General features: G+C 72.0%; 25 protein-coding genes. 13 read left to right on the top strand and 12 right to left on the bottom strand.

The window, feature by feature from the left end; all coding sequences use genetic code 11:
• Positions 1–89 precede the first annotated feature (89 nt).
• On the top strand, positions 90–1,688 hold the full coding sequence (locus ACFWGP_RS04370) for an ABC-F family ATP-binding cassette domain-containing protein (protein WP_231431001.1): 1,599 nt from the start codon (positions 90–92) through the stop codon (positions 1,686–1,688).
• A gap of 42 nt (positions 1,689–1,730) precedes the next feature.
• Here the strand turns inward: ACFWGP_RS04370 and ACFWGP_RS04365 are convergent, their stop codons facing one another.
• The 3 genes from ACFWGP_RS04365 to ACFWGP_RS04355 are packed head-to-tail and all read right to left on the bottom strand — an operon-like array spanning position 1,731 to position 3,165.
• Positions 1,731–2,582, bottom strand: coding sequence for an SURF1 family protein (locus ACFWGP_RS04365; protein ID WP_231431002.1), 852 nt, complete (start codon positions 2,580–2,582; stop codon positions 1,731–1,733).
• Complete coding sequence (locus ACFWGP_RS04360; protein ID WP_231431003.1) at positions 2,579–2,833, bottom strand: hypothetical protein; 255 nt, start codon at positions 2,831–2,833, stop codon at positions 2,579–2,581. The genes ACFWGP_RS04365 and ACFWGP_RS04360 overlap by 4 nt, the downstream gene beginning before the upstream one ends.
• Positions 2,830–3,165 (bottom strand): DUF3099 domain-containing protein, encoded by a 336-nt coding sequence (locus ACFWGP_RS04355; RefSeq protein WP_231431004.1) that lies wholly within the window; start codon positions 3,163–3,165, stop codon positions 2,830–2,832. Before ACFWGP_RS04355 ends, ACFWGP_RS04360 begins: the two co-directional genes overlap by 4 nt.
• 104 nt (positions 3,166–3,269) lie before the next feature.
• Here ACFWGP_RS04355 and ACFWGP_RS04350 point away from each other — a divergent pair, with 104 nt between their 5' ends.
• Positions 3,270–3,980, top strand: a complete 711-nt coding sequence (locus ACFWGP_RS04350; RefSeq protein ID WP_231431005.1) for a beta-ketoacyl-ACP reductase — start codon at positions 3,270–3,272, stop codon at positions 3,978–3,980.
• A 28-nt stretch (positions 3,981–4,008) separates the two neighbouring features.
• On the opposite strand, the gene serB is transcribed toward ACFWGP_RS04350, so the two are convergent.
• Together serB and glgC are read right to left on the bottom strand one after the other, a co-directional pair.
• Positions 4,009–4,671: a phosphoserine phosphatase SerB gene (gene serB / locus ACFWGP_RS04345; RefSeq protein WP_376930195.1), complete on the bottom strand. Its 663-nt coding sequence runs from the start codon at positions 4,669–4,671 to the stop codon at positions 4,009–4,011.
• Positions 4,668–5,915, bottom strand: coding sequence for a glucose-1-phosphate adenylyltransferase (gene glgC / locus ACFWGP_RS04340; protein WP_231431007.1), 1,248 nt, complete (start codon positions 5,913–5,915; stop codon positions 4,668–4,670). The genes serB and glgC overlap by 4 nt, the downstream gene beginning before the upstream one ends.
• A gap of 81 nt (positions 5,916–5,996) precedes the next feature.
• Here glgC and glgA point away from each other — a divergent pair, with 81 nt between their 5' ends.
• The 3 genes from glgA to ACFWGP_RS04325 all read left to right on the top strand — a co-directional run bounded on the left by glgA (position 5,997) and on the right by ACFWGP_RS04325 (position 8,430).
• A complete protein-coding gene (gene glgA, locus ACFWGP_RS04335) occupies positions 5,997–7,184 on the top strand; it encodes a glycogen synthase (protein WP_275505796.1) in 1,188 nt (395 codons plus the stop codon).
• 49 nt (positions 7,185–7,233) lie between these two features.
• Positions 7,234–8,025 carry an ABC transporter ATP-binding protein gene (locus tag ACFWGP_RS04330; RefSeq protein ID WP_231431009.1) on the top strand — a complete coding sequence of 264 codons (792 nt, stop codon included), beginning with the start codon at positions 7,234–7,236 and terminating at the stop codon, positions 8,023–8,025.
• A 156-nt stretch (positions 8,026–8,181) separates the two neighbouring features.
• Complete coding sequence (locus tag ACFWGP_RS04325; RefSeq protein WP_231431010.1) at positions 8,182–8,430, top strand: type B 50S ribosomal protein L31; 249 nt, start codon at positions 8,182–8,184, stop codon at positions 8,428–8,430.
• A 57-nt stretch (positions 8,431–8,487) separates the two neighbouring features.
• Here ACFWGP_RS04325 and ACFWGP_RS04320 read toward each other — a convergent pair whose 3' ends face one another.
• Positions 8,488–9,204, bottom strand: coding sequence for an exonuclease domain-containing protein (locus ACFWGP_RS04320; protein ID WP_376930194.1), 717 nt, complete (start codon positions 9,202–9,204; stop codon positions 8,488–8,490).
• 145 nt (positions 9,205–9,349) lie between these two features.
• Here ACFWGP_RS04320 and ACFWGP_RS04315 point away from each other — a divergent pair, with 145 nt between their 5' ends.
• The gene (locus tag ACFWGP_RS04315; protein WP_376930193.1) at positions 9,350–10,243 is read left to right on the top strand and encodes an alpha/beta fold hydrolase; all 894 of its coding nucleotides are present in this window, start codon (positions 9,350–9,352) and stop codon (positions 10,241–10,243) included.
• Positions 10,240–11,328, top strand: coding sequence for a glycosyltransferase family 1 protein (locus ACFWGP_RS04310; RefSeq protein WP_231431013.1), 1,089 nt, complete (start codon positions 10,240–10,242; stop codon positions 11,326–11,328). The genes ACFWGP_RS04315 and ACFWGP_RS04310 overlap by 4 nt, the downstream gene beginning before the upstream one ends.
• 30 nt (positions 11,329–11,358) lie before the next feature.
• Here the strand turns inward: ACFWGP_RS04310 and ACFWGP_RS04305 are convergent, their stop codons facing one another.
• Both ACFWGP_RS04305 and ACFWGP_RS04300 read right to left on the bottom strand, forming a co-directional pair.
• Positions 11,359–11,970 carry a histidine phosphatase family protein gene (locus ACFWGP_RS04305; RefSeq protein ID WP_376930192.1) on the bottom strand — a complete coding sequence of 204 codons (612 nt, stop codon included), beginning with the start codon at positions 11,968–11,970 and terminating at the stop codon, positions 11,359–11,361.
• 31 nt (positions 11,971–12,001) lie between these two features.
• A complete protein-coding gene (locus ACFWGP_RS04300; protein WP_376930429.1) occupies positions 12,002–12,784 on the bottom strand; it encodes a Sir2 family NAD-dependent protein deacetylase in 783 nt (260 codons plus the stop codon).
• A gap of 143 nt (positions 12,785–12,927) precedes the next feature.
• Here ACFWGP_RS04300 and ACFWGP_RS04295 point away from each other — a divergent pair, with 143 nt between their 5' ends.
• Positions 12,928–13,746 (top strand): RNA methyltransferase, encoded by an 819-nt coding sequence (locus ACFWGP_RS04295; RefSeq protein ID WP_231431015.1) that lies wholly within the window; start codon positions 12,928–12,930, stop codon positions 13,744–13,746.
• Positions 13,743–15,020 (top strand): D-alanyl-D-alanine carboxypeptidase family protein, encoded by a 1,278-nt coding sequence (locus tag ACFWGP_RS04290; protein WP_376930191.1) that lies wholly within the window; start codon positions 13,743–13,745, stop codon positions 15,018–15,020. The genes ACFWGP_RS04295 and ACFWGP_RS04290 overlap by 4 nt, the downstream gene beginning before the upstream one ends.
• On the opposite strand, the gene ACFWGP_RS04285 is transcribed toward ACFWGP_RS04290, so the two are convergent.
• Positions 15,002–15,787, bottom strand: a complete 786-nt coding sequence (locus tag ACFWGP_RS04285) for an SGNH/GDSL hydrolase family protein (protein ID WP_231431017.1) — start codon at positions 15,785–15,787, stop codon at positions 15,002–15,004. The genes ACFWGP_RS04290 and ACFWGP_RS04285 overlap by 19 nt on opposite strands.
• A gap of 47 nt (positions 15,788–15,834) precedes the next feature.
• On the opposite strand from ACFWGP_RS04285, the gene ACFWGP_RS04280 reads away from it, so the two are divergent.
• Positions 15,835–17,688: a DEAD/DEAH box helicase gene (locus ACFWGP_RS04280; protein ID WP_374201119.1), complete on the top strand. Its 1,854-nt coding sequence runs from the start codon at positions 15,835–15,837 to the stop codon at positions 17,686–17,688.
• A 69-nt stretch (positions 17,689–17,757) separates the two neighbouring features.
• Here the strand turns inward: ACFWGP_RS04280 and ACFWGP_RS04275 are convergent, their stop codons facing one another.
• Entirely contained in the window at positions 17,758–18,978 is a 1,221-nt protein-coding gene (locus ACFWGP_RS04275) for a trans-sulfuration enzyme family protein (protein ID WP_376930190.1), read from the bottom strand.
• A gap of 110 nt (positions 18,979–19,088) precedes the next feature.
• On the opposite strand from ACFWGP_RS04275, the gene ACFWGP_RS04270 reads away from it, so the two are divergent.
• From ACFWGP_RS04270 to ACFWGP_RS04260, 3 genes are all read left to right on the top strand, one after another.
• Positions 19,089–19,565, top strand: a complete 477-nt coding sequence (locus ACFWGP_RS04270) for an Lrp/AsnC family transcriptional regulator (protein ID WP_231431019.1) — start codon at positions 19,089–19,091, stop codon at positions 19,563–19,565.
• Between the two features lie 238 nt (positions 19,566–19,803).
• Positions 19,804–20,898 carry a VIT1/CCC1 family protein gene (locus ACFWGP_RS04265; RefSeq protein WP_231431020.1) on the top strand — a complete coding sequence of 365 codons (1,095 nt, stop codon included), beginning with the start codon at positions 19,804–19,806 and terminating at the stop codon, positions 20,896–20,898.
• Positions 20,899–20,935: 37 nt separating this feature from the next.
• On the top strand, positions 20,936–21,688 hold the full coding sequence (locus tag ACFWGP_RS04260) for an SDR family oxidoreductase (RefSeq protein ID WP_376930189.1): 753 nt from the start codon (positions 20,936–20,938) through the stop codon (positions 21,686–21,688).
• A 41-nt stretch (positions 21,689–21,729) separates the two neighbouring features.
• Here ACFWGP_RS04260 and ACFWGP_RS04255 read toward each other — a convergent pair whose 3' ends face one another.
• Entirely contained in the window at positions 21,730–22,599 is an 870-nt protein-coding gene (locus ACFWGP_RS04255; protein WP_231431022.1) for a DUF3097 domain-containing protein, read from the bottom strand.
• Between the two features lie 65 nt (positions 22,600–22,664).
• A complete protein-coding gene (locus ACFWGP_RS04250) occupies positions 22,665–26,117 on the bottom strand; it encodes an error-prone DNA polymerase (RefSeq protein ID WP_231431023.1) in 3,453 nt (1,150 codons plus the stop codon).
• Positions 26,118–26,119 lie beyond the last annotated feature (2 nt).

The following is a 26,119-nucleotide window of genomic DNA, read 5'->3' as shown; positions in this document are numbered from 1 at the left end:
ACATCGCGCGAGGCGGCCGCGCGCCGCCGGTTAGACTGGGAGGCTGTGCCACTCGGCACCATCGAACCCACCCCGCCAGGAGGCCCGCCGTGCTCGCCGTCCACGACCTCGAGATCCGCGTCGGCGCGCGCCTGCTCATGGAGAACGTCTCTTTCCGTGTATCCGACGGCGACAAGATCGGCCTCGTCGGCCGGAACGGCGCCGGCAAGACGACCCTCACGAAGACCCTCGCGGGTGAGACCCTGCCCACCGACGGTCGCATCGACCGCTCGGGCGAGATCGGCTATCTCCCGCAGGACCCGCGGTCGGGAGATCCCGAGATGCTCGCACGCACCCGCATCCTCGACGCACGCGGCCTCGGCTCGCTCGTGCTCGGCATGCACGAGGCATCCATGAACATGGGCAGCGACGACCCGGTCGTGGCCGAGAAGGCGATGAAGAAGTACGGCAACCTCACCGACCGCTTCAACGCGCTGGGCGGGTACGCCGCCGAGGCGGAGGCCGCGTCGATCGCCTCGAACCTCAACCTGCCCGACCGCATCCTCGACCAGCCCCTGAAGACCCTGTCCGGTGGCCAGCGCCGGCGTATCGAGCTCGCTCGGATCCTGTTCAGCGACGCCTCCACGATGATCCTCGACGAGCCCACGAACCACCTCGACGCCGACTCCGTCGTGTGGCTGCGCGAGTTCCTCAAGGGCTACAAGGGCGGTGTCATCGTCATCTCGCACGATGTCGAGCTCGTCGGCGAGGTCGTGAACCGCGTGTTCTACCTCGACGCCAACCGATCGGTCATCGACGTCTACAACATGGGGTGGAAGCACTACCAGCGCCAGCGCGCCGCCGACGAGGAGCGCCGCAAGAAGGAGCGCGCCAACGCCGAGAAGAAGGCCGACGTGCTGAAGCTCCAGGCGGCGAAGTTCGGCGCCAAGGCCTCGAAGGCGGCCGCGGCCCACCAGATGGTCGCGCGCGCCGAGAAGCTGCTCGCAGGGCTCGACGAGGTGCGCCAGGTCGACCGCGTCGCGAAGCTGCGCTTCCCGACGCCCGCGGCCTGCGGTCGAACGCCGCTGCAGGCCTCGGACCTGTCGAAGAGCTACGGCTCGCTCGAGATCTTCACCGCCGTCGACCTCGCGATCGACCGCGGCTCGAAGGTCGTCGTGATCGGCCTGAACGGCGCCGGCAAGACGACGCTCCTGCGCATCCTCGCCGGCGTCGACCAGCCCGACACCGGGCAGCTCGAGCCCGGCCACGGCCTGCGCATCGGCTACTTCGCGCAGGAGCACGAGACGATCGACGTCAAGCGCACAGTGCTCGAGAACATGGTGTCGGCCTCGCCGAACCTCACCGAGACCGAGGCGCGCAAGGTGCTCGGTTCGTTCCTCTTCACCGGCGACGACGTGCACAAGCCGGCCGGTGTGCTCTCGGGCGGCGAGAAGACGCGCCTCGCGCTCGCGATGATCGTGGTGTCCGGCGCCAACGTGCTGCTGCTCGACGAGCCCACCAACAACCTCGACCCCGCGAGCCGCGACGAGATCCTCGACGCGCTCTCGCACTTCGAGGGCGCCGTCGTGCTCGTCTCGCACGACCCGGGCGCCGTCGAGGCGCTCAACCCCGAGCGCGTGCTCATCCTGCCCGACGGCGTGGAGGACCACTGGTCGGCCGAGTACCAGGAGCTCATCGAACTGGCTTGACGCGCGCACGCGGCCGCACCGCAGCGATCGACCGGGAGCGCCCTACCGGCGGTCGAGGATCCCGTCCTCGACGTCGGCGTCCTCGTCGCGGCGGGCCTTCCGCTCGGGTCGCCGCGGTGCGCGGCGCTGCGGACCGCGGTCGCCGCCGCTGCCCGTGGATGCCTCGGCGAGGCCCTTGCGCTCCTGGTTCGCCGCCCAACCCAGGCCGATGAACGCGAGCAGGGCGAACACGAACCACTGCAGCGCGTACGACAGGTGCGGCCCCTCGTCGCGCTCGGGGCGTGGGGCCGCGAGCGGCGGCTCGGCGGCGTCGTCGGGCGACTGCACGAGCAGGCCGTACGCGCCGGTGTAGGCGGGGGCGTCGATCCGTGCGGCGAGTTCGTCGAGATCGATCGTCGCGAGCTCGGTGCCCGTCGACGTTCGGCCCGCGATCGTGCCCTCACCCGCCTTCAGGCGCGCCTCGACCACGACCTCGCCCGAGGGCGCGGCCGGAATATCGCCCGGTCGTCCGTCGGGCGCCTCCGGGATCCACCCGCGGTCGACCATGAACACCGTGCCGTCGTCGAGGCGGAACGGGGTGATGACCTCGAAGCCCACGTTGCCGCCCAGCGGTCGGTTCCGCACCACGACCTCGTCGGCGGCCAGGTACTCGCCCTCGAGCGACACGACCTGCCAGCGCTGGTCGATGTCGAACGCGCCCGGGTCGGGGAGCGCCTCGGCGACGGGAACGGCGTCGGCGTCGTAGTTCGCGTCGATGCGGGCGACCTCGGCGAGCGCCTCGGCGCGGCGGTTGAGCTGCCAGGTGCCGAGGGCCGAGCACGCGATCGCGAAGATCACCACGAGGACGAGGTACCCGGCCCAGCGGCCGCTGAGGAGGAAGCGCCAGTCGTTCACGAGCGGCCTCCCGTCGAGGCATCCGCGCCGCGCTCGTCATGACCGAAGGCGGCGACGGAGACCGGGAACGAGCGGGCCTCGAGGAACCCGCGCAGGTAGTCGACGTGCTCGTCGCAGGCGAGCCACGTCTTGCTGCGGTCGCCCGTGTGGATCTTGGGGTTGCGCCATTCGATGCGCCAGGTCGCGGCCGTCGTGCACGCGGCGCGGGAGCAGACGGCGCCGTCGGGGGCGCCGGAGAGTCCGCCGATCATCGGGTTCCGTCGCCTTCGTCCGGTGAGGGCGCGGACGGTCCGGCGGGCAGGGCGCGATCGGGACGGACGGCACGGCCCGCGCGACCCGAACCCTGCGCGTTCGCGAGCACGACCGCGATGTAGGGGAGGAAGATCGCCCCGGCTGCGAAGACCGCGAGCCACCATCCCTTCGCGAAGAGCATGGCGAAGATGCAGGCGACCCGGATCGTCATCGCGATCGTGTACTTGATCATGCGTGCGCGCCGCTCCGCTTCGGGGGAGGGCGGCAGCGAGGTGATCGACTGCTGCTTCATGGTGGTCGCCGGGATCTGACGGCGCTCCTCTTGCTTCAAGCCTACGTCCGTCGCGACCCGACGGATGCCGAGAACGGGACACTCTATGCTGGGACGGGCCGCACGGCCAGTTCCCCGCATCGACCCTTGAAACGGAGTCCAGCATGACGACGAGCCGTACCGTCCTCGTGACCGGTGGCAACCGGGGCATCGGCTACGCCATCGCCCGCGAGTTCATCGCCCAGGGGCACCGCGTCGCCGTCACCGCCCGCTCCGGCGAGGGGCCCGAGGGCTCGCTCACCGTGCGGGCCGACGTCACCGACGCCGAGTCGATCGACCGCGCGTTCACCGAGATCGAGGCCGAGCTCGGCCCCGTCGAGGTCGTCGTCGCCAATGCGGGCATCACCCGCGACACCCTCCTCCTGCGCATGAGCGAGGACGAGTTCACGAGCGTCATCGACACCAACCTCACGGGCGCGTTCCGCGTCGTCAAGCGGGCGTCGAAGGGCATGCTGAAGGCGCGGTTCGGCCGCATCGTGCTCATCTCGAGCGTCGTCGGGCTCTACGGCTCGCCCGGCCAGATCAACTACTCGTCGTCGAAGGCCGGCCTGGTCGGCATGGCCCGCTCGCTCACCCGCGAGCTCGGCGCCCGCAACATCACCGCGAATGTCGTCGCGCCGGGGTTCATCGAGACCGACATGACCGATGAGCTGCCCGAGGCGCAGCAGGCGGAGTACAAGAAGAACATCCCGCTCGGACGATTCGCGTCTCCCGACGAGGTCGCGCGGGTCGTGGCCTGGCTCGCGGGCGACGACGCCGGGTACATCTCGGGTGCCGTCATCCCCGTCGACGGCGGCCTCGGCATGGGGCACTGAGCGCGTCCGACGCTCCCGCCGACGCGGCTCAGCCGCGCAGGCCGAGCAGCGCGAGCACCTGAGCGAGGTCGGGTCGGTCGACCGCGACGTCGGCCTGCGCCCTCACGATCGGCTTCGCGCAGAATGCGACGCCGAGCGCCGCGCGGTCGAGCATGCGGAGGTCGTTCGCCCCGTCGCCCACGGCGACCGTTCGGCCGAGCGGGATCGCGCTGCGGTCGGCCCATTCCTCGAGCGCGAGGCGCTTCGCCTCGGCGTCGATGATCGGCCCGTCGACCACGCCCGTGAGCCGGCCGTCGACGACCGCGAGCCGGTTCGCCCGGCAGAAGTCGAGTCCCAGTCGTTCGGCGAGGGGGTCGAGCAGCTCGTGGAAACCGCCCGACACCACGCCGACGCGACCACCCGCGGCGTGCACGCCGGCGATGAGGGCCTCGACGCCGGGCGTCGGGGTCATGCGGGTCCGCACCTCGTCGAACACGGCGGTCTCGACACCCGCGAGGGTCGCGACGCGCTCGCGCAGGCTCGCCGCGAAGTCGAGTTCGCCGCGCATGGCCCGCTCGGTCACGGCGGCGACGTGCTCGAGGCTGCCGGCGGTTTCGGCGAGCAGCTCGATCGCCTCCTCTCGGATGAGCGTCGAGTCGGCGTCGAGCACGACGAGCGGGCCGCCGGAGCGGCCTGTCTGCGCGGCGCTCACGCGTGCGTCCGGACGCGCGAGCCCTTGCCCACGACGGTGATGCCGCTGTCGGTCACGATGAAGCCCCGCGCGACGTCCTCGGCGCGGTCGACGCCGATGCGTGCGCCGGCTTCGACGACCACCTCCTTGTCGAGGATGGCGCGCTGCACCGTCGCTCCGGCCTCGATGCGTGCGCGATCGAAGAGGATCGAGTCGGCGACGTGCGCCCCCGAGCCGACGATCGCCCACGGGCCGAGGACGCTCCGTTCGACGTGCGCACCCGAGATGACGGAGCCCAGCGACACGATCGAGTCGATCACGGTGCCGAGCGAACCCCGCGCATCGCGCGTGAACTTCGCCGGGGGCGAGTTGAGCTGCTGGCTGAAGATGGGCCATTCCCGGTTGTAGAGGTTGAAGACCGGCAGCACCGAGATGAGGTCCTGATGCGCCTCGAAGAACGAGTCGATCGTTCCCACGTCGCGCCAGTAGTAGCGATCGCGATCGGTCGAGCCGGGCACCTCGTTGCGCTGCAGGTCGTAGACCCCCGCCTCGCCGCGGTCGACGAAGGCGGGGATGATGTCGCCGCCCATGTCGTGGCTCGACGAGGACTGCTCGCCGTCGCTCAGCACCGCGTCGATGAGGGCCTGCGCGTCGAACACGTAGTTGCCCATGGAGGCGAGCACCTCGCCGGGGGAGTCGGGCAGGCCGACGGGGTCGTTCGGCTTCTCGAGGAACCGGTTGATGCGCTCGGGGGAGGCGGGATCGACCTCGATGACGCCGAACTGGTTCGCGAGCGCGATCGGCTGCCGGATGGCGGCGACCGTGGCGGCGGCCCCAGACTCGACGTGCGCGTCGATCATCTGCGAGAAGTCCATGCGGTAGACGTGGTCGGCGCCGACGACGACGATGAGGTCGGGCCGCTCGTCGTAGATGAGGTTGAGGCTCTGCAGGATGGCGTCGGCCGATCCCGAGAACCAGCGCTTGCCCAGACGCTGCTGCGCCGGCACCGACGCGACGTAGGAGTTCAGGAGGCCGTTGAGCCGCCACGTCTGCGACACGTGCCGGTCGAGCGAGTGCGACTTGTACTGGGTCAGCACGACGACCTGGCGAAGGCCGGAGTTCAACAGGTTCGACAGTGCGAAGTCGATGAGCCGGTACTGGCCGCCGAAGGGCACGGCGGGTTTCGCCCGGTCTTCCGTCAGTGGCATGAGCCGCTTGCCCTCGCCGCCGGCGAGGACGATACCGAAGACCTTGCGCGCAACCATGTGCCCACTGTAACCAGCCGGCGGCGATTCGGTGCTCCCGGTTTCGGAGCGTGTCACCGGCCCCTGCGCTAGCGTTGCAGCATGCGCGTCGACCTCCTCACTCGTGAGTATCCGCCCGAGGTCTACGGGGGTGCCGGCGTGCACGCCGCAGAGCTCGTCCGCGCGCTGAGGGCGAGCATCGACGTGCAGGTGCGCTGCTTCGGGGCGCCGCGCACGGAGGCCGGCACGACCGCCTACCCGGTGCCTGCCGAGTTCGCCGAGGCGAACGCCGCACTCTCGACGATGGCCGTCGACCTGCTCATCGCCGGCGACTCCGCGGGCGCCGATCTCGTGCACTCGCACACGTGGTACGCGAACTTCGCCGGCTTCACCGCCAAGCGACTGCACGGCGTTCCGCACGTGGTCACCGCGCACAGCCTCGAGCCGCTGCGACCGTGGAAGGCCGAGCAGCTCGGCGGCGGCTACCGGTTGAGCTCGTGGGTCGAGCGGGCCGCCTTCACCGATGCCGACGCCGTCATCGCGGTGAGCGACGGCATGCGCCGCGACATCCTGCGCTCGTATCCCGACCTCGACCCCGCTCGCGTGGAGGTCGTCTACAACGGCATCGACCTCACCGACTGGGCGCCCTCGAACGACGCCGACGCCGTGAGCGCGCTCGGCGTCGACCCCGAACGGCCCTCGATCGTGTTCGTCGGCCGCATCACCCGGCAGAAGGGCCTGCCGTACCTGCTGCGCGCGGCGCGGCTGCTGCCCGCCGACGTGCAGCTCGTGCTCTGCGCTGGCGCTCCCGACACCCCTGAGATCATGGCCGAGGTCGAGGGCCTCGTCGAGGGCCTGCGCGCCGAGCGCGACGGCGTCGTCTGGATCGACCGCCATCTGCCCAGGAACGAGCTCACCGCACTGCTCACCGCGGCGACGTGCTTCGTGTGCCCCTCGATCTACGAGCCCCTCGGCATCGTCAACCTCGAGGCGATGGCCTGCGGCGCGCCCGTCGTCGGCACCGCGACCGGGGGCATCCCCGAGGTCGTCGACGACGGCGTCACGGGCGTGCTCGTGCCGATCGAGCAGGCCGACGACGGCACGGGCACGCCGCTCGACCCCGACCGTTTCGTCGCCGATCTCGCTGCGGCGCTCACGCGCGTCGTCGCCGATCCGGCGCGTGCCGCCGAGATGGGCGCGGCCGGCCGCAGGCGCGCCGAGACGCAGTTCGCGTGGGACGCGATCGCCGCCCGAACGATCGAGGTGTACGAGCGGGTGCTCGGCCGCTGACCCGACGGGTGCGCCGGAGGGCGACTTCGCTCCCGATAGCATTGGACGCATGGCGAGTGCGAGTACGGTTCTGCAGTTCCGGGATGTGTCGGTGGTCCGAGATGGCAACACGATCCTCGACTCGGTGACGTGGAGCGTCGACTCCGACGAGCGCTGGGTCGTGCTCGGGCCGAACGGTGCGGGCAAGACCACGCTGCTGCAGATCGCCGCCGCTGCGATGCACCCGACCTCGGGCAAGGCCGAGGTGCTGCAGGAGAAGCTCGGCAAGGTCGACGTCTTCGAGCTCCGCCCGATGATCGGCTTCGCCTCGACGGCGATGGCCCGCCGCATCCCGCGCGACGAGACCGTGCTCGACGTCGTGCTCACCGCGGCGTACTCGGTCACGGGGCGCTGGAACGAGGAGTACGAGGGCATCGACCTCCGTCGCGCCGAGCGCGTGCTCAAGGAGTGGGGCCTCGAGGGCTTCTCGGGCCGCCGGTTCGGCAGCCTGTCCGACGGCGAGCAGAAGCGCGTGCAGATCGCCCGTTCGGTCATGACCGACCCCGAGCTCCTGCTCCTCGACGAGCCGGCCGCGAGCCTCGACCTCGGCGCCCGCGAAGAGCTCGTCGGGCTCCTCGGCGGCTACGCCGCGTCGCCGGCGTCTCCGGCGATCGTCATGGTCACCCACCACGTCGAGGAGATCCCGGTCGGCTTCACGCACGCGCTGCTCCTGTCGAAGGGCGGCATCGTCGCGGCGGGCCCGCTCGCCGAGGCGCTCACGGCCGAGGCGCTGAGCACCACCTTCGACATGAAGATCGAGCTCACCGAGCGCGACGGGCGGTTCGCCGCGCGCGCCGTCTGAGACGTTCGCGCCTCGACTCTGCTAAACTCGTTAGCTGGCCCTCGGGGCCAGCATGCTTTCCCGCCGACGAACGGCACCGCGAAGGTGCGTCACTCGCGCGGCGGGAGCTCGAACATCATCCGATCGCTCTATCAACCGAAATCCAAGGAAGTCTCCATGAAGACCGACATCCACCCCGAGTACAACGCCATCGTCTTCCGCGACCTGGCTTCGGGCGCCACGTTCCTCACGCGCTCGACCGCGACGAGCGACAAGACGGTCGAGCTCGACGGTGTCACCTACCCGGTCATCGACGTCGAGATCTCGAGCGAGTCGCACCCGTTCTACACGGGCAAGCAGCGCATCATGGACTCGGCCGGCCGCGTCGAGAAGTTCAACCAGCGCTTCAAGAACTTCGGCAAGTAATCCAGCCGAACGAAGGGGCGGGCGACCGAGGTCGCCCGCCCCTTCGTCGTCCTCGCATCAGGCGCCGGTGCGAACGCGCACGGGCCACGCTCCCGACGTCGTGAATTCGGGCTCGCCGTTGCCGCGTCGCCACGCCTGGTAGCTCTCGGCCTGGTCGCGGCACCATTCGACCTGCCGTGCGTGCAGGTCGCCGATCGCGAGGGCCGCGAGCTCGGGGTAGGCCCGCGCGATGGCCTGTGCGACCCGCCCGGCCGCGACCGCGTCGGCGCCCGCGTCGTGCGCGTCGTCGAGGCGGACGCCGTAGTGGGCGGCCGTGACCGAGAGCGTGCGCTTGCCCCTGCGGTAGCGGTCGACCGCCTTGTCGATGACGAGCGGGTCGACGACCGGGCCCGGGCCCGGCAGCGGGGCGAGCCCGTAGCGCTCGGCCTCCCGCGCGAGCACGGTGAGGTCGTACGCGGCGTTGTACGCGACGATCGGCAGGCCCTTCGCCGCGGCCGATGCGAGCTCGCCGATGATCTCGGCGACCGCGGTCGCGGCGTTCTGCCCTTCGAGTCGAGCCCGTTCGGTCGTGACGCCGTGGATGAGCGAGGCGGCCGTCGGGATCTCGACGCCCGGATCGACGAGCCATTCGCGCCGCTCGAGCACCTCGCCCGAGGCACCGAGCACGCCCACGTGCGCCGTGACGATGCGGCACACGTCGACGTCGATCCCGGTCGTCTCGAGGTCGAAGACGGCGAGGGTGTCGGCCCAGCGGGCCCCGTTCACAGCATCCATGTGCCACAGGCTATGCAGCGCCACCGTCATCACCGGTGCAGCCGATCGCGTGTCCTGACCCCGGGCCGTGCATTCCCGCGCGACGCGGCGAGCACGGGCCGCGACGCGCAGGTCGCGCGCAGTCGCCGTCCGTAGAATGGCGGGGATGATCGCCTCGCCGTACGCCTCCGCGCTCGACCGCATCCCAGTCAGGGAGCACCGCATCGACGTCGACGGCACGTCGACCGCGTGGTGGGAGTACGGCGACGCGGGCGCGCCGGTGCTGGTCCTCGTACACGGCTTCCGCGGCGACCACCACGGGCTCGAACCGATCGTGGCGCAGCTGCCGGGCTACCGCATCGTCTCGCCAGACCTGCCCGGGTTCGGTGCGTCGGCCGTCTTCGCCGACCGCGCCCACGACATCGACGGCTATGCGCGCTGGCTCGCCGCCTTCGTCGATGCGGTCGGCCTCGACGGCGACTACGACCTGCTCGGCCACTCGTTCGGGTCGATCGTGGCGAGCGCGGCGGTGGCCGGCGGCCTCGCCCCGCGCCGGCTCGTGCTCGTGAACCCGATCGGCGCCCCGGCGCTCGAGGGGCCGAGAGGCGTGATGACCCGGCTCGCCGTCGTCTACTACCGCGCGTCGGCTGCGCTGCCCGAGCGGGCCGGCTTCGCCCTGCTCCGCAACGGTGCGATCGTCCGGGTGATGAGCGTGACGATGGCCAAGACCCGCGATCGCGAGCTCCGTCGCTGGATCCACGACCAGCACGACCGCTACTTCTCCGACTTCGGCGACCGCGACCAGCTGCTCGAGGCGTTCCGCGCCTCGGTCAGCCACAACGTCGGCGAGTACGCGGCCGACATCGCGGTGCCGACGCTGCTCGTCGCGGCCGAGCGCGACGACGTCACTCCGCTCGAAGCCCAGCGACGGCTCGTCACGCGGTTCCCCGACGCGACCCTCGAGGTCATCCCCGAGGTCGGGCACCTCATCCACTACGAGACCCCCGGCGACGCCGCGGGCCGGATCGCCCGCTTCCTCGAGGCGGGGGAGCGGGCATGAAGATCGTCGTCGACTGCCGCTACACCCGGATCGGGCACCACGACGGCATCAGCCGCTTCACTGCGGGCATCGTGGGCGAGCTCGCGAAGCTGCATCCCGTGACGATGCTCGTGAGCGACCACCGCCAGCTCGAGATGCTGCCGCCGCTCCCGTGGCAACTCGTGAGCGCGCCGACGAGCGCCCGTGAGCCCTTCGTCGCCCGCCAGGTACGTCGCCTCCGCCCAGACATCGTGTTCTCGCCGATGCAGACGATGGGCTCGTGGGGTCGCGACTACCGGCTCCTCTTGACCCTCCACGACCTGATCTACTACGAGAACCGCACGCCGCCGCGCGACCTGCCCGCCGCGATCCGGCTCCTCTGGCGGCTCTACCACCTCGCGTGGTGGCCGCAGCGTGCGCTCCTCGACCGGGCCGACGCGGTCGTGACCGTGTCCGAGACGACCGCGGGTCTCATCCGCGAGCACCGGCTGACGCGCCGGCCCGTGACGGTCGTGCCGAACGCCGCCGACGACCTCGCCGTGCCCGACCTGCCGCGCACCCGCCCCGTCGGCCACCGGCTCGTCTACATGGGCTCGTACATGCCGTACAAGAACGTCGACACGCTCGTGCGTGCGACGGCCGCGCTCCCCGACCACGAGCTGCACCTGCTCAGCCGCATCAGCGACGAGGAGCGCGAGCGACTCACGAGGCTCGCACCGGAGGCCCGTCTCGTCTTCCACGACGGGGTGACGGACGCCGCGTACGCCGAGCTGCTCTCCGGCGCCACCGCGCTCGTGCACGCCTCGAAGGCCGAGGGCTTCGGCATCCCTCTCGTCGAGGCGATGCGACTCGGCACGCCCGTCGTCGTGAGCGACATCCCGATCTTCCGCGAGATCGGCGGTGACGCCGCGCTGTTCTTCGACTCCGACCGCCCCGAGACGCTCGTCGCGGCGCTGCGCACGCTCGACGACGGCGACGAGTGGGAGCGACGCTCGGCCGCATCGGTCGAAGTCGCGGCACGGTACACGTGGGCGAAGTCGGCGGCCGCGCTCTACGCACTCATGCAGCGGGTCGTCGCCGAACCGGGCGGCCGCCGGCGGCGCTGACGGCGGCGGCCGGAAGGTCGGCGCAGCGGGTCAGCCCCCGGTGCCGGTGAGCAGATCGGGCTCCGCGAGCTCGAGCTCACCGGCCGTCGCGGTCACGAGGTGCACCGACCCGTTCGTGACGGTGTAGCCGGCGGAGGGCAGCGTCCAGCCGCTCAGATGGAGGATGAGGGAGTGGATCACGCCGCCGTGCGACACCACGACGACACGGCCGCCGGGGTGCGCCGCCGCGATCTCCGCGAGGGCGGCGCTCGAGCGCTCGATCACCGAGGAGCGCGTCTCGAGCCCCTCGATCGTGGCCGCCTGCGCCTCGACGGCCGCACGGCCCGCATGGTCGAGCCCCTCGAGCACGCCGTAGCCCCGTTCGGCGAGCGCCTCGAGATGTCCGAGCACCGGCGCGCCGAGCTCGGCGGCGATCAGCTCGGCGGTCTCCGACGCCCGCGAGAGCGGGCTCGCGTAGACCGCGTCCCAGTCGCTGTCCGATGCGGCGAGCGCGGCGCCGGTGTCGACGGCCTGGCGGCGTCCGGTGTCGTTCAGCGGGATGTCGGTGCGCCCCTGGATGCGGCGCTGCACGTTCCAGTCCGTCTCACCGTGGCGCACGAGCGCGATCGTCACCGGTGCGGCACTCGTCGAGGCATCCGTCATGTCGACGACTCTCGCACGTCGGGCGGCGGGTTCACGAATCGAGCGCGGTCGCGAAGGCGGCGAGCGTCTCGCTCGTGCCGGCGTCGATCTTCACTGCGGCCCGGGCGTCGCCCCTCGTGACGCCGCGGTTGACGATGACGACCGGGCGCCGGCTGCGGCGGGCCTGCTCGAGGAGCCGCATCCCGGAGTTCACGACGAGCGAGGAGCCCGCCACGAGCAGCACGTCGGAGCCGGCGACGAGCGCGGCGCCGGCGCGGAACGTCGGCACCGGCACGAACTCGCCGAAGAACACGACATCGGGCTTGAGCACGCCGCCGCACACCGTGCAGACGGGCACGCGCATCGCCTCGACGTCGTCGATCTCGACGTCTCCGTCGGGGTTGAGCCGCACCGCGCGATCGGCGTCGAGCCACGGGTTCTGCACGGTGAGCTCCTGGGCGATCGCCTGCCTCGCGTAGTGCTGCCCGCACTCGAGGCAGACGACCCGGTCCATGCCGCCGTGCAGCTCGACGACGTGGCGGCTCCCGGCGCGCCGGTGCAGGCCGTCGACGTTCTGCGTCACGATGCCCGACACCACCCCGGATGCCTCGAGCCGGGCGAGCGCCCGGTGGCCGGTGTTCGGCGCGGCCGCCGCGAAGTCACGCCATCCGAGGTGGCTGCCGGCCCAGTACCGCTTGCGCGCCGACTCGGAGGAGAGGAACGTCTGCACCGTCATCGGCGTGCGAACGGGCGCCCCCTCGCCCCGGTAGTCGGGGATGCCCGAGTCGGTGCTGACGCCGGCGCCCGTGAGCACGGCCACGCGCGCGCCCCGCATGAGCTCGATCGCCTCGTCGATGCCGGTGGCCTGCGCCCGGCCGATCGCCTGCTCCACGTCGTCTCCCTTCGACACCCCTGAGAGTAAACGCCGTCGTTTTCCGGATTGTTTCACGGGCTGGCACTCTTGAGGGGAGGAGATCCATGCACATCGAACGAGTCCGCGACGCGGCATCCGATGCCGTCGCCGATTACGCGAGGCTCACCGACGTCGCGCTGCGCAGCGTGCGCGAGCCCGAGGAGGGCCTCTACATCGCCGAATCGGCGAAGGTGATCCGGCGCGCCATCGCGGCCGGCCATCGACCTCGCTCGGTGCTCATGGAGGAGAAGTGGCTCGACGGGCTCGCACCCGTGCTGGAGTCGTTCGACATCCCGGTCCACCTCGGCGACCCCGACCAGCTCGAGGAGATCACGGGCTACCGCGTGCATCGGGGCGCGCTCGCCGCGTTCGAGCGCCCCGAACTGCCCGAAGTCGCGTCGCTCGTCGCGGGCGCCCGCCGGGTCGTCGTGCTCGAGGACATCGTCGATCACACCAACGTCGGCGCCATCTTCCGTTCGGTCGCGGCGCTCGGCGCCGACGCCGTGCTCGTGTCGCCCCGATGCGCCGATCCGCTCTACCGGCGCAGCGTACGCGTCAGCATGGGCACCGTCTTCCAGGTGCCGTGGACCCGGCTGCCGGAGTGGGACGAGGCGGCCGAGCTGCTGCACGGGGCGGGGTTCGAGATCGCCGCGCTCGCCCTGGCCGACGACGCCGTCGCGCTGCCCGACCTCGCCGCGGCGGCGCCCGAGCGCCTCGCCCTCGTGTTCGGGGCGGAGGGCGACGGCCTCAGCCGACGCGCGCTCGCGGCCGCCGACCGGGTCGTGACCATCCCCATGCGCCACGGCGTCGACTCGCTCAACGTCGCCGCCGCCGCGGCCGTCGTGCTGTACGCCGTCGCCGTCGAACCCGAGGAGGCCCGATGACGACGACCCCCGATCCCGCCGAGCGGAAGCGCGTGTACCGGCGCCGTCGCATCGCCGTCTTCGGCACGCTCGGCGTCGTCCTCGCGCTGGTCGTCGGCGGCGGGGTGTACACGGCGAACGCGCTCGGGGCCGCCGTGCCGGCGGCATCGCCGGTCGTCGAGCAGCCCGAACCCCTGGCCGCGCCGGCGCAGGCGCTCGACCTCCCCGGCTTCGGGGGCTACGCGGTCGGCGCGGTGGGCTTCGACGGCCTGCTCGCCGCGGGCGAGCCCGACCGGCCGATGGCGACCGCGAGCATCACGAAGGTCATCACGGCGCTCACGATCCTGCAGGACCACCCGATCCCGGCGGGCGAGGGCGGCCCCGACATCGAGTACACCGAGGCCGACGTCGACATCTATTGGGACATGATCGCCCAGAACGGATCGGTCGCGCCCGTCGAGGCGGGCTCGACGCTTAGCCTCAAGGAGAGCCTCGAGGCGATGCTGCTTCCCTCGGGCAACAACTACGCGATCTCGCTCGCGAACTGGGCGTACGGCTCGGAGGCGGGTCTCGTGACCGCCGCGACGACCTGGCTCGCCGACCACGGGCTCGCGAACACGCGCATCGCCGATTCGAGCGGGCTCTCGATGGACAACATCTCGACGCCGGCCGACCTCGTGCAGCTCGGCGAGCTCGCCCTCGCGGAGCCGACGCTCGCCGAGATCGTCTCCACGAAGTCGGTCGACATCCCCGAGCTCGGAGAGCTCGACAACTCGAACAAGCTGCTCGGCACGCACGGCGTCGACGGCATCAAGACCGGCACGACCGACGACGCGGCGAACCTGCTCTTCTCGGCCGACTACGCGGTCGGCGAGCAGACCGTCACGGTCGTCGGGGTGCTCCTCGGCGCCGAGAACCACGCGGTCCTGCGAGAGGCCGTCGCGACGCTGCTCGACAGCGTCGCCCCGGGGTTCCACGAGGTCGCCCCGCTCGAGGCGGGGCAGGAGCTCGCGAGCTACGAGACGCCGTGGGGCGACACCGCGAAGGCGCGTGCCGCCGACGGCGCCTCGCTCGTGGTGTGGAGCGACACGCCGGTCGAGGTCGAGGTGCACGCGAAGCCCGTGACCGTCGCGGCCGAGGGGGCGGACGTCGGCACCGCGGTCGTGCGCTCCGGCGACCGCGAGATCACGGTGCCGCTCGTGCTCGACGCCGAGATCGACGATCCCGGCACCTGGTGGCGGCTGGCGAACCCCGACGGCCTCGCTCAGAGCACCGCTCAGTCGGGCAGCGAGTAGGGGCCCGCCTCGGGGCGCTTCGCCGTGATGAAGTCGCCCGACGACTGGTGGCGGATGCGCCGGACCACCCACGGCACGAGGTACTCGCGCGCCCACGCGAGGTCTTCGACCCGCGCCTGCCGCCACGTGGTCAGGGGCAGCGGCTCGGGCGTCAGCGCATCGAGGTCGTTCTCGACGTTCAGGGCTGCGAGCACCATCCGCGCGACCGTGTGGTGTCCGAGCGCGTTGAGGTGCAGCCGGTCGGGAGCCCACATCCGCGGGTCCTGGATCTCTGAGAGCGCCCACTGGTCGGCGACGATGCAGTCGTACCTCGCCGCGATCGCACGGAGATTCTCGTTGTAGATCGCGACCTTGCCGCGGATGCCGCGGAACACGGGCGAGAAACCGACGTCGACGCCGGTGAAGATCACGATCGTGGCGTGGTCGCGGCTGAGCCGGTCGATCGCGTACTCGAAGCGCGCCGAGATCTCGTCGGGATCGGTGCCGGGCCGGATGACGTCGTTGCCGCCCGCCGAGATCGTGATGAGATCGGGCCGCAGCGAGAGCGCGGGCTCGAGCTGCTCGTCGACGATCTGCTGGATGAGCTTGCCCCGCACCGCGAGGTTGGCGTAGGCGAAGTCCTCGGTGCCCTGCGACAGGACCTCCGCGACGCGGTCGGCCCATCCGCGGTGGCCGCCCGGCACGGTGGGCTCGGGGTCGCCGATGCCCTCGGTGAACGAGTCGCCGATCGCGACGTAGCGGGACCAGGGATGCTGCTGGGTGACCATCCCTCCATTCTGCACAGAACGGGGTACGGGCGGGTGCCGGTTCGAGGATGTCGCAGGGCTCCACTACCCTCGAACCAGTGAGTACCGCGACGCCTTCAGGAGCCCAGCCGGGCACCTCGGCGGCCGAGCACCTCTCACCGTCGTTCCCCGAGCGCGCCGCATGGGGCACCGCGTCGAAGCTGCGGGCCTGGCAGGCCGAGGCCCTCGATCAGTACCTCGCCGAGCTGCCGCGCGACTTCCTCGCCGCTGCGACCCCGGGCGCAGGCAAGACGACCTTCGCCCTGCGCCTCGCCGCCGAGCTGCGTTCGCGCCGCATCATCGACCGGTTCACGGTCGTCGCGCCGACCGACCACCTCAAGCGCCAGTGGGCCGACGCGGCGGCCAGGGTCGGCATCCGCCTCGACCCCGGATTCCGCAACGCCCACGGCCGTTCGGCACGGCACTACCACGGCGTCGCCGTCACCTACGCCCAGGTCGCGATGCGTCCCGCCCTGCACCGCGAACTCACCCTCTCCGGCCGCACCCTCGTCATCCTCGACGAGGTGCACCACGGCGGCGACACGCTCTCCTGGGGCGACGCGATCCGCGAGGCCTTCGAGCCTGCGACGAAGCGCCTGTCGCTCACCGGCACGCCGTTCCGCAGCGACACCGCTCCGATCCCGTTCGTGAACTACGCACCCGACGCCGCGGGGGTCCGCCTCTCGCAGACCGACTACTCGTACGGCTACGGCCGCGCCCTCGCCGACGGCGTCGTCCGTCCTGTCATGTTCATGGTCTACGCGGGCCACATGCGCTGGCGCACGAAGGCGGGCGACGAGATGGAGGCGAAGCTCGGCGAGGACAACACGAAGGACATCACCTCGTCGGCCTGGCGCACCGCGCTCGAGCCGACCGGCGAGTGGATCCCGGCGGTGCTGCAGGCGGCCGACCGGCGCCTGACCGAGGTGCGGCACTCGATCCCCGACGCCGGCGGACTCGTGCTCGCCACCGACCAGACCGTGGCCCGCGCCTACGCCGAGATCCTCGAGCGGATCTGCGGCGAACCGGTCACCGTCGTGCTCTCCGACGACAAGGCCGCCTCGAACCGGATCGAGGAGTTCTCGGGCAACGACCGTCGGTGGATGGTCGCGGTGCGCATGGTGTCCGAGGGCGTCGACGTGCCGCGGCTCGCGGTCGGCGTGTACGCGACGAGCTCGTCGACCCCGCTGTTCTTCGCGCAGGCGATCGGCCGATTCGTGCGCGCACGCCGGCGCGGCGAGACGGCGTCGGTCTTCCTGCCGAACGTGCCCGTGCTCATGGCGCTGGCCTCCGAGCTCGAGCGGGCCCGCGACCATGCGCTCGACCGTCGCGACGGCGACGGCGACGACGACCCGGGGCTCGACGACGGTCTGCTCGAATCCGCGAACCGCGAAGACAAGGCGTCCGACGAGCTCGCCGACGAGTTCACGTGGCAGGCGATCGCGTCCGACGCGAGCTTCGACCGGGTCGTCTTCGACGGCACCGAGTTCGGCACGCTCGCCGAGCCCGGCAGCGACGAGGAGTACGACTTCATCGGCATCCCGGGGCTGCTCGAACCCGAACAGGTGTCCGAGCTCCTGCGCCACCGCCAGGCGCGCCAGGCGCGCCGTCAGAGCGAACGACGCAAGCACGCGGCATCCACCGAGGGCGTGTCGGGCGACGGCGACTCGGTCGAGCCGGTCGCGCTGTACCGGACCCTGAAGGAGCAGCGCTCGCTGCTCAACAGCCTCGTCGGCCTCTACGCGCGACAGAACGGCCAGGCGCACTCGATGGTGCACGCCGAGCTCCGTCGCGCCTGCGGCGGTCCCGAGGTCGCACAGGCGACGGTCACGCAGCTGCAGTCCCGCATCGAGCTGCTCCGGCGGAGACTCGGCGGACGCTGATCGTGGCGGGTTCGCCCGGGACCCCGACGCTCGGCGTCGAACCGGCGGTCCCGGGCGATCCGATCCAGGTCAGCCAGCCGAGACCCGCGCCACGGCCCCGATGCCCGCGATGACGGCCGCCGCGTCGAGCGCGCTCATCAGGTCGTCCGTGAGGTCGTCGACGTGCTCGAGGCCGATCGACAGCCGGACGACGCCGTCGCCTGGCTTCGCCTCGCCGGCGACGGGCCGGTGAGTGAGTGAAGCGGGATGCTGCACGAGCGAGTCGACACCGCCGAGCGACACGGCATGCGTGACGAGCTCGCACGCCTCGGTGAACGCGACCGCGGCGTCGAACCCTCCGGCGAGCTCGATCGCGATGATCGAGCCGGCACCCTCGAGCTGGCGGCCGAGCAGGCCCTGCGGATCCTGGCCGGGCAGCCCCGGGTAGTGCACCCGGCCGACCGCGGGGTGGGAGGCCAGGCGATCCGCGAGCACCGCCGCCGACGTCTGCTGCGCGCGCACGCGCAGGGGGAGCGTGCGCAGGCCGCGGTGCAGCAGATAGGCCGCCATCGGATGCAGCAGCCCGCCGGTGAGCGCGCGCACGCGCCGCAGCCGTTCGACCCACTCGCGGTCGGCTGCCACGACCCCGCCCATGACGTCGCCGTGGCCCCCGAGGTACTTCGTCGCGCTGTGCAGCACGAGCCGCGCGCCGTGCTCGGCGGGACGCTGCAGCACGGGGGTCGCGAACGTGTTGTCGACGAGCACCGGCACCTCGCCCGCGACGGCCGCGAGCCGGCGCAGGTCGACGAGTTCGAGGGTCGGGTTCGCCGGCGTCTCGACGACGACGAGACCCGTGTCCGGGCGGATCGCCGCCGCGACCTCGTCGACCGTCGCCCAGGTGACGTCGGTGCCGAGCAGGCCGCTCTCGAGCACATGATCGGTGCCGCCGTAGAGCGGGCGCACCGCCACGATGTGCGGCCGGCCCGCCGAGGCGGTCGCGATGAGCACGGCGGCGAGGGCCGCCATGCCGCTGCCGAAGGCGACGGCCCCGTCGGTGCCCTCGAGCCCGGCGAGCGACTCCTCGAACCGGGCGACGCCGGGCTGCCAGAGACGCTGGTAGACGGCCGAGCGGCCATCGCCGAGGTCGTGACCGGTGGCGAGCTCCTCGTACGAGAGCCCGCCGGTCTCGACCGAGCCGAGCGGGTTGGTGGTCGAGAAGTCGATGACGGGCACATGGGATCCGCTCTCCCGGACACCGCGCATTCCGCCGTGGACGGCGCGGGTCTCGAGATGCGACGACGATGTCTGCATGGCAGGAACGAAAGCAGATCCTGTCACCAGAAACAACTCGGCTCGAACGATCAGTGGGATAGTCTGGAAATCTCGAAGCATCTGCATACTCGATCGATGGGAGCGCACGCATGGCGCAGAAGCCCGAACTCGACCGCGTCGACCGCGCGCTCCTCCAGGCGCTGTCGACGAACGCGCGTGCCTCCGGAGCCGCACTCGCCGCCGAGGTGGGCGTGGCCGAGTCGACGGTCTCGTTGCGCCTGCGCCGCCTGCAGTCGCTCGGCACGGTGCGCGGCTATCGCGTCGACGTCGACCTCGCCTCGCTCGGCGTCTCGCTCCAGGCGCTCATCGCCGTTCGGCTCGTCAAGCACGACCGCGGCGAGATCGACGCCTTCCGCGCCCAGGTGCCGCATCTGCCGGGTGTGCTCGGCGTGTTCCACATGGCGGGAGCAGAGGACTACCTGCTGCACGTCGCGGCCCGCGACGCCGAAGAGCTGCGCGAGTTCGTCCTGGCCCACCTCACCGGCCACCCTGCGGTCGCGCATACCGAGACCAACCTCATCTTCGAGCACGTCGACGGCGACGGCTGGAACAAGCTCGTCGGCTGACGGGCCGGCTGCTCCCGTCCGCGCCCCTCGGTTCCCGCCCGTGGCGGCGTGGATGCCTCGGCACCGGCCGGAGGCATCCGTGCGGGTGTTCGGCCGTCCGAAAAGCTGCCAATCCCGCACAACCGGGCCGCCGCGGCCGGGGCGCCCGATAGCGTGGTCGTCGGCCGTGACACGGCCGCGCGATGTCGCGGGCGCATGCCGGCGTCGGACCGCGCCCGCACCACGACGAGGAGGCACGATGACCGACGTGGCGCCGCAGGGCACCCCGGCCGACCGTGATCGCTGGCGACGGTATCTCGCCGCGGAACGTGCGGAGGCGGCCGTCTACCGAGAGCTCGCCGCCCGTCGCGACGGCGAGGAGCGCGAGATCCTGCTCGCCCTCGCCGCGGCTGAGGGTCGCCACGAGGCGCACTGGCTCGGCCTGCTCGGCGGCGACGAGGCGGGCGTTCCGCGTGCCGACGTCCGCACCCGCATGCTCGCCTCGCTCGCGCGCCGCTTCGGCTCGATCTTCGTGCTCGCACTCGCGCAGCGGGCCGAGGCGCGATCGCCGTACGCGACCGACCCCGACGCGACGGCGGCGATGGCCGCGGACGAACGCATCCACGGCGAGGTCGTGCGAGGGCTCGCGGCACGGGGCCGACGGCGCCTCGCCGGAACCTTCCGCGCCGCCGTCTTCGGCGCGAACGACGGGCTCGTCTCGAACCTCGCGCTCGTGCTCGGCATCGGCGCGACGGGCGTGCCGGCGAGCGTCGTGCTGTTCACGGGGATCGCCGGCCTGCTCGCCGGTGCACTGTCGATGGGGGCGGGGGAGTACGTGTCGGTGCGATCCCAGCGGGAGCTGCTCGAGGCATCCGCGCCCGACCCCACGACGAGAGACGCGCTGCCGCACCTCGACGTCGACGCGAACGAGCTCGCCCTCGTGTACCGCGCCCGCGGCATGGAGCCCGACGACGCCATCGAGCACGCGGCACTCGTCGTGGCCCGCGTGCAGGCGGCCGAGCTGGCGCAGGCGCCCACCGATGCGCTCGCGATCGAGGCCGACGACGACGAGGCGATCGGCACTGGACTCTCCGCGGCGATCTCGAGCTTCTGCTTCTTCGCGTCGGGCGCGCTCATCCCAGTCCTGCCGTACCTGTTCGGAATGACCGGCCTCGCCGCGGTCGTGACGGCGACCGTGCTCGTCGGAATCGCGCTGCTCGCGACGGGCGCGACCGTCGGCCTCCTGTCCGGCGCCTCGCCGCTGAAGCGCGCACTGCGTCAGCTCTCGATCGGGCTCGGCGCCGCCGCGGTCACCTATCTGCTCGGCCTCGCGTTCGGCACGACGGTAGGCTGATCCGCCGAGCCCCCGACCGCACGTCCCGAGGAGTCACATGCACCGCCCCGTCGCGCTCATCACCGGAGCAGGCCGGCGCAACACGATCGCGTGGGCGATCGCGACGCGGCTCGCGGCCGACGGCTGGGACATCGCGTTCAGCCATCTCGCCGACTACGACCGGCGCATGGGGCTCGGCGGCGATCCCGATCGCGATCCGGCGAGCCTCGAGGCCGATCTCCGCGCGATCGGCGCCGGTGCGATCGGCCTCGACGCCGACCTGGCCGACCCCGCCGTTCCCGCACGGCTCTTCGCCGAGGCATCCGCCGCCCTCGGCCCGATCCGGGCGCTCGTGCTGTCGCACGCCCAGAGTGTCGACTCGGGCGTGCTCGACACCTCGGTCGAGAGCTTCGACCGCCACTTCGCCGTGAACACGCGCGCCGCGCTGCTGCTGGTGCAGGCGTTCGCCGGGCAGGTTCCCGCAGGCGGCGGCAGCATCGTCGCGCTGACGAGCGATCACATCGTCGGCAACGTGCCGTACGGGGCGTCGAAGGGGGCGCTCGATCGCATCGTCGTCGCCGCCGCACGAGAGCTCGCGCCGCTCGGCATCACGGCGAACCTGGTCAACCCGGGCCCGATCGACACCGGGTGGATGGATGCCGCGACGCGCGCCGCGCTCACGGCGCAGCAGCCGACCGGTCGGCTCGGCACGCCCGACGACACGGCGCGGCTCGTGCGATTCCTCGTGTCCGACGATGCGCGGTGGGTCACCGGCCAGCTCGTGCACAGCGACGGCGGGTCGTCGATCTGACCGCGTTCCCGCGGCGCTGGCGAGCGACGCGACCGGTCTCGTCAGGCCGGTGCGGTCACGAAGTCGATGAGCTCCTCGACCCGTCCGAGCAGCGCCGGTTCGAGATCGCCGTAGCCGCGCACCCGGCCGAGGATGTGCTGCCACGCGCGGGCGATGTCGGCCTGGTCGGCGTGCGGCCAGCCGAAGGCCTCGCACACGCCGTGCTTCCACTCGGTTCCGCGGGGGACGACGGGCCAGGCCTCCCGGCCGAGGCGGGCTGGCTTCACCGACTGCCAGACGTCGATGTACGGGTGGCCGACCACGAGCACGTCCGACCGGTAGGGTCCGCGCGCCACCGCGTCGGCGATGCGCTGCTCCTTCGAACCGGGCACCAGGTGGTCGACGAGGACTCCCGCCCTGCGCCCGGGGCCGGGGCGGAACTCGGCGAGCACCTCATCGAGCACGTCCACCCCCTCGAGGTACTCGACGACGACGCCCTCGACGCGCAGGTCGGCGCCCCAGACCTTCTCGACGAGCTCGGCGTCGTGCCGGCCCTCGACGAAGATGCGGCTCGGCAGGGCGACCTTCGCAGGTCCTTGCTCGACCGCGAACGATCCCGACGCGGTGCGCAGCCGCCCGGTCGGGGCCTTCGGCCTGGGTGCCGTGAGCTGCACCGCGCGCCCTTCGACGAGGAACCCGTGGCCGAGCGGGAACATCCGCTGTTTGCCGTATCGGTCCTCGAGCACGACGACGCCCTTCTCGACGCGCACCACGGCGCCGCAGTAGCCCGAGTCGGCGAGCTCGACCACGAGGTCGCGCTCCGCCTCGACGGCGGGGATCACGGTGCGGCCGCGGGCCTTCCAGTCACCGGCGAGCACGTCGCTGCCGTATCGGTCGAAGGGGTCGGCGTCGTAGGGCGGTGTCGCAGGCACCGGTCGAGGCTATCGGAGTGCGGCCCCCTCGAGCGCGAGGCGCACGGCTCGACCCCGCCGGCGGTTCACCGGAAGTCGCGCGACCGCGTCTGCGCCTGCACGGTGAGCGACTCGAAGCGGTCGACGATGAGGTTCGTGACCCCCTCGTTCGACCGTTCGAGGATGCCTCGGACGACCATCGCGGGCGCCTCCCGGGCGATGCGCCGGTAGCGGTTCCAGACACCGACTCCGGCGATCACGTTGAGGGTGCCCGACTCATCCTCGAGGTTGATGAAGGTGATGCCCGACGCCGTCGCCGGCCGCTGCCGGTGCGTCACGACGCCGCCGACCTCGACCCGTCGGCCCGACTCGACCTCGCGCAGGCGATCGATGCGGATCGCCCCGCGCTCGTCGAGCCGATCGCGGATGTGCCGGATCGGGTGGTCGTCGGGGGAGATGCCGGTCGCCCACAGGTCGTACACGACCTGCTCGGCCGGTGAGAGCACGGGCAGGAGCGGCGGCTGCACCACGACCACCGACCCGGGCAGGAACTCGGCGCGGTCCTGCGAGGCCTCGCCGGCGAGCCAGAGCGCCTCGCGACGGGCGAGCCCGAAGCCCTCGAAGGCGCCCGCTGCGGCGAGCGCCTCGAGCTGCTCGGTGTCGAGCGCCGCCCGGCGGGAGAGGTCGCTCATGTCTCGGTACGGGCCGCGCGCGTCGCGCTCGTCGACGATGCGCTGCGCGACCTTCGCCCCGATGGACGAGACGTCGGCGAGCCCGAGCCGCACCGCGAAGGCCCCGTCGCGGCGATGCTCGGCCGACCGATCGGGCGCCTCGAGGTCGAAGTCGCCGATGTCGGGCTGGGCGACGTGCGTGCACGCCGCCATGCCGGTCGGCGGTCGCCGCTGCGCTGGCGTCCGCCCCGCGACATCCGCCTGCTCGCCGGGGACGCGGGGCCCGTCGCACGCCTCGAGCCCCGCGTGCACGCCCGACCGCAGCACGTCGGGTCGCAGCACTCGCACCCCGTGCCGTCGCGCGTCGGCGGTGAGGGTCTGCGGCGAGTAGAAGCCCATCGGCTGGGCGCGCAGGAGCGCCGCGAGGAAGGCCGCCGGGTAGTGCAGCTTCAGCCACGAGCTCGCGTAGACGAGCAGGGCGAAGGAGAGTGCGTGGCTCTCGGCGAAGCCGAAGTTCGCGAAGGCCTCGATCTTGTCGTAGATCGCCTGCGCGTCGTCGTCGCTGAGCCCGTTCGCCGCCATGCCCTCGAAGAGCTTCGCCCTGAGCTTCGAGATCTTCTCGACGCCGCGCTTGGAGCCCATCGCCCGGCGCAGCAGGTCGGCGTCGGCCGCGGTGCAGCCGCCGACCGCGACGGCCATCTGCATGAGCTGCTCCTGGAAGAGCGGCACCCCGAGCGTGCGCTCGAGCACGGGCTCGAGGTTCGGGTGCAGGTAGCTGACCGGCTCTTCACCGGTGCGCCGCCGGATGTACGGGTGCACCGCCCCGCCCTGCACCGGGCCGGGCCGGATGAGCGCGATCTCGACGACGAGGTCGTAGTACTTTCGCGGCTTCAGGCGGGGGAGCGTGCCGATCTGCGCCCGGCTCTCGACCTGGAACACGCCGATCGAGTCGGCTCGGCAGAGCATGTCGTACACCGCCGGCTCCTCTTTCGGGACGGACTGCAGCTCCCACGTCTCGCCCGTGTGCTCGCGCACGAGGTCGAACGTGTACTGCAGGGCGGCGAGCATGCCGAGCCCGAGCAGGTCGAACTTCACGAGGCCCATCCAGGCGCAGTCGTCCTTGTCCCATTGCAGCACCGTGCGGTGCTCCATGCGGGCGTGCTCGATCGGGCAGACCTCGCCCACCGGCCGGTCGGTGAGCACCATGCCGCCCGAGTGGATGCCGAGGTGCCGCGGGAATCCGAGCACCTGCTCGGCCAGCTCGACGACCGGGCCGGGGATGTCGTGGTCGTCGGTCTCGACCACCGCGCCCCAGCGTTCCACCTGTCGCGACCACGCGTCCTGCTGCCCGGTCGAGTAGCCGAGGGCCTTCGCCATGTCGCGCACCGCGACCTTCGGCCGGTAGCTGATCACGTTCGCGACCTGTGCGGCGTTCTGCCGGCCGTACTTCTCGTAGACGTACTGGATGATCTCCTCCCGCCGGTCGGAGTCGAAGTCGACGTCGATGTCGGGCTCCTCGTCGCGCAGTGCGGAGAGGAACCGCTCGAACGGAAGGTCGAACTTGATGGAGTCGACCGCGGTGATGCGCAGCGCGTAGCAGACGGCCGAGTTCGCGGCAGATCCCCGGCCCTGGCAGAGGATGCCTCGGCTCCGCGCCTCGCGGACGAGATCGTGCACGATCAGGAAGTAGCCGGGGAAGTCCTTCTGCTCGATGATCGCGAGTTCGTGCTCGAGCCGGGCGTGCACGGCGTCGCCCGCCCCGGGGTAGAGCTCGGCGGCGCCCTGCCGCACGAGCTCCCGCAGCCAGCTCATCGGGGTGTGCCCCTCGGGCACCTCCTGGCGGGGAAGCCTGGGCCTGGCGCTGCGCAGCGTGAAGCCGAGTTCTCCTGCGAGCGAGACCGAGTGCTCGACCGCGCCCGGATACCTCGCGAACCGCGCCTGCATCTCCGCGCCGCTGCGCAGGTGCAGCCCGTCGGAGGCGGGCAGCCACCCGTCGAGCTCGTCGAGGCTGCGCCGCGCGCGAACCGCCGCGAGCGCATTCGCGAGCCGGTGTTCGGGCGGCGTCGCGTAGTGCACGGCATTCGTCGCGACGATCCGCAGCCGAGCGCCTTCGGCGAGCCCCGCGAGCACGTCGTTCGCCCGCTGGTCGGCCGGATGCCCGTGGTCGAACAGCTCGACGACCACCTGATCGCGCCCGAAGAGCGCGATCAGTCGATCGAGTTCACGCCGCGCGGCATCCGGTCCCTCCGCGGCGAGCGCCCGCCGCACCGCGCCCTTGCGGCACCCCGTGAGCACCGTCCAGTCATCTCCCGCCCGCGCGGCGAGGTCGTCGAGGTCGTAGACCGGGCGCCCCTTCTCGCCGCCCGCGAGCTGGCCCGCCGTGATCGCCGCGGCGAGCCGGTGGTAGCCCGCCTCGCGGCGGGCGAGCACGAGCAGGTGGTCGCCCTCGGGGTCGGCCTCGCCCATCTGCGGACGGCCCAGCCCGAGCGAGAGCTCGGCCCCGAAGACGGTCGTGAGGTCGGAGAAGCTCTCGGCCGCCTCGGCGAAGCGCACGATGCCGTAGAAGCCGTCGTGGTCGGTCACCGCGAGCCCGGAGAGGCCCAGCCGGTGGGCCTCCTCCACCAGCTGCTCGGGCGAAGAGGCCCCGTCGAGGAAGCTGTAGTTCGTGTGCGCGTGGAGTTCGGCGTAGGGCACGACCGGCCCCTCGGGCGCGGTGAGCCCCTCGCTCGGCCGGTAGGGCTGCCGTTTGCGGCTGAACGCCGGGCCGTCGCCGCCGTCGGCGATGAGCTTCGACGGGCTCGGCCTGCGGCGGTCGGAGAGCTTGCGCTCGAGCTCCGACCAGGGGATCTCGGGATTGTTCCAGCCCATCA

This window comes from Agromyces sp. NPDC127015 (assembly GCF_042725165.1).
Lineage (GTDB): Bacteria > Actinomycetota > Actinomycetes > Actinomycetales > Microbacteriaceae > Agromyces > Agromyces chromiiresistens.
The sequence above is the reverse complement of the archived record's forward strand: the minus strand, read 5'-3'. Positions and strand labels throughout refer to the sequence as shown.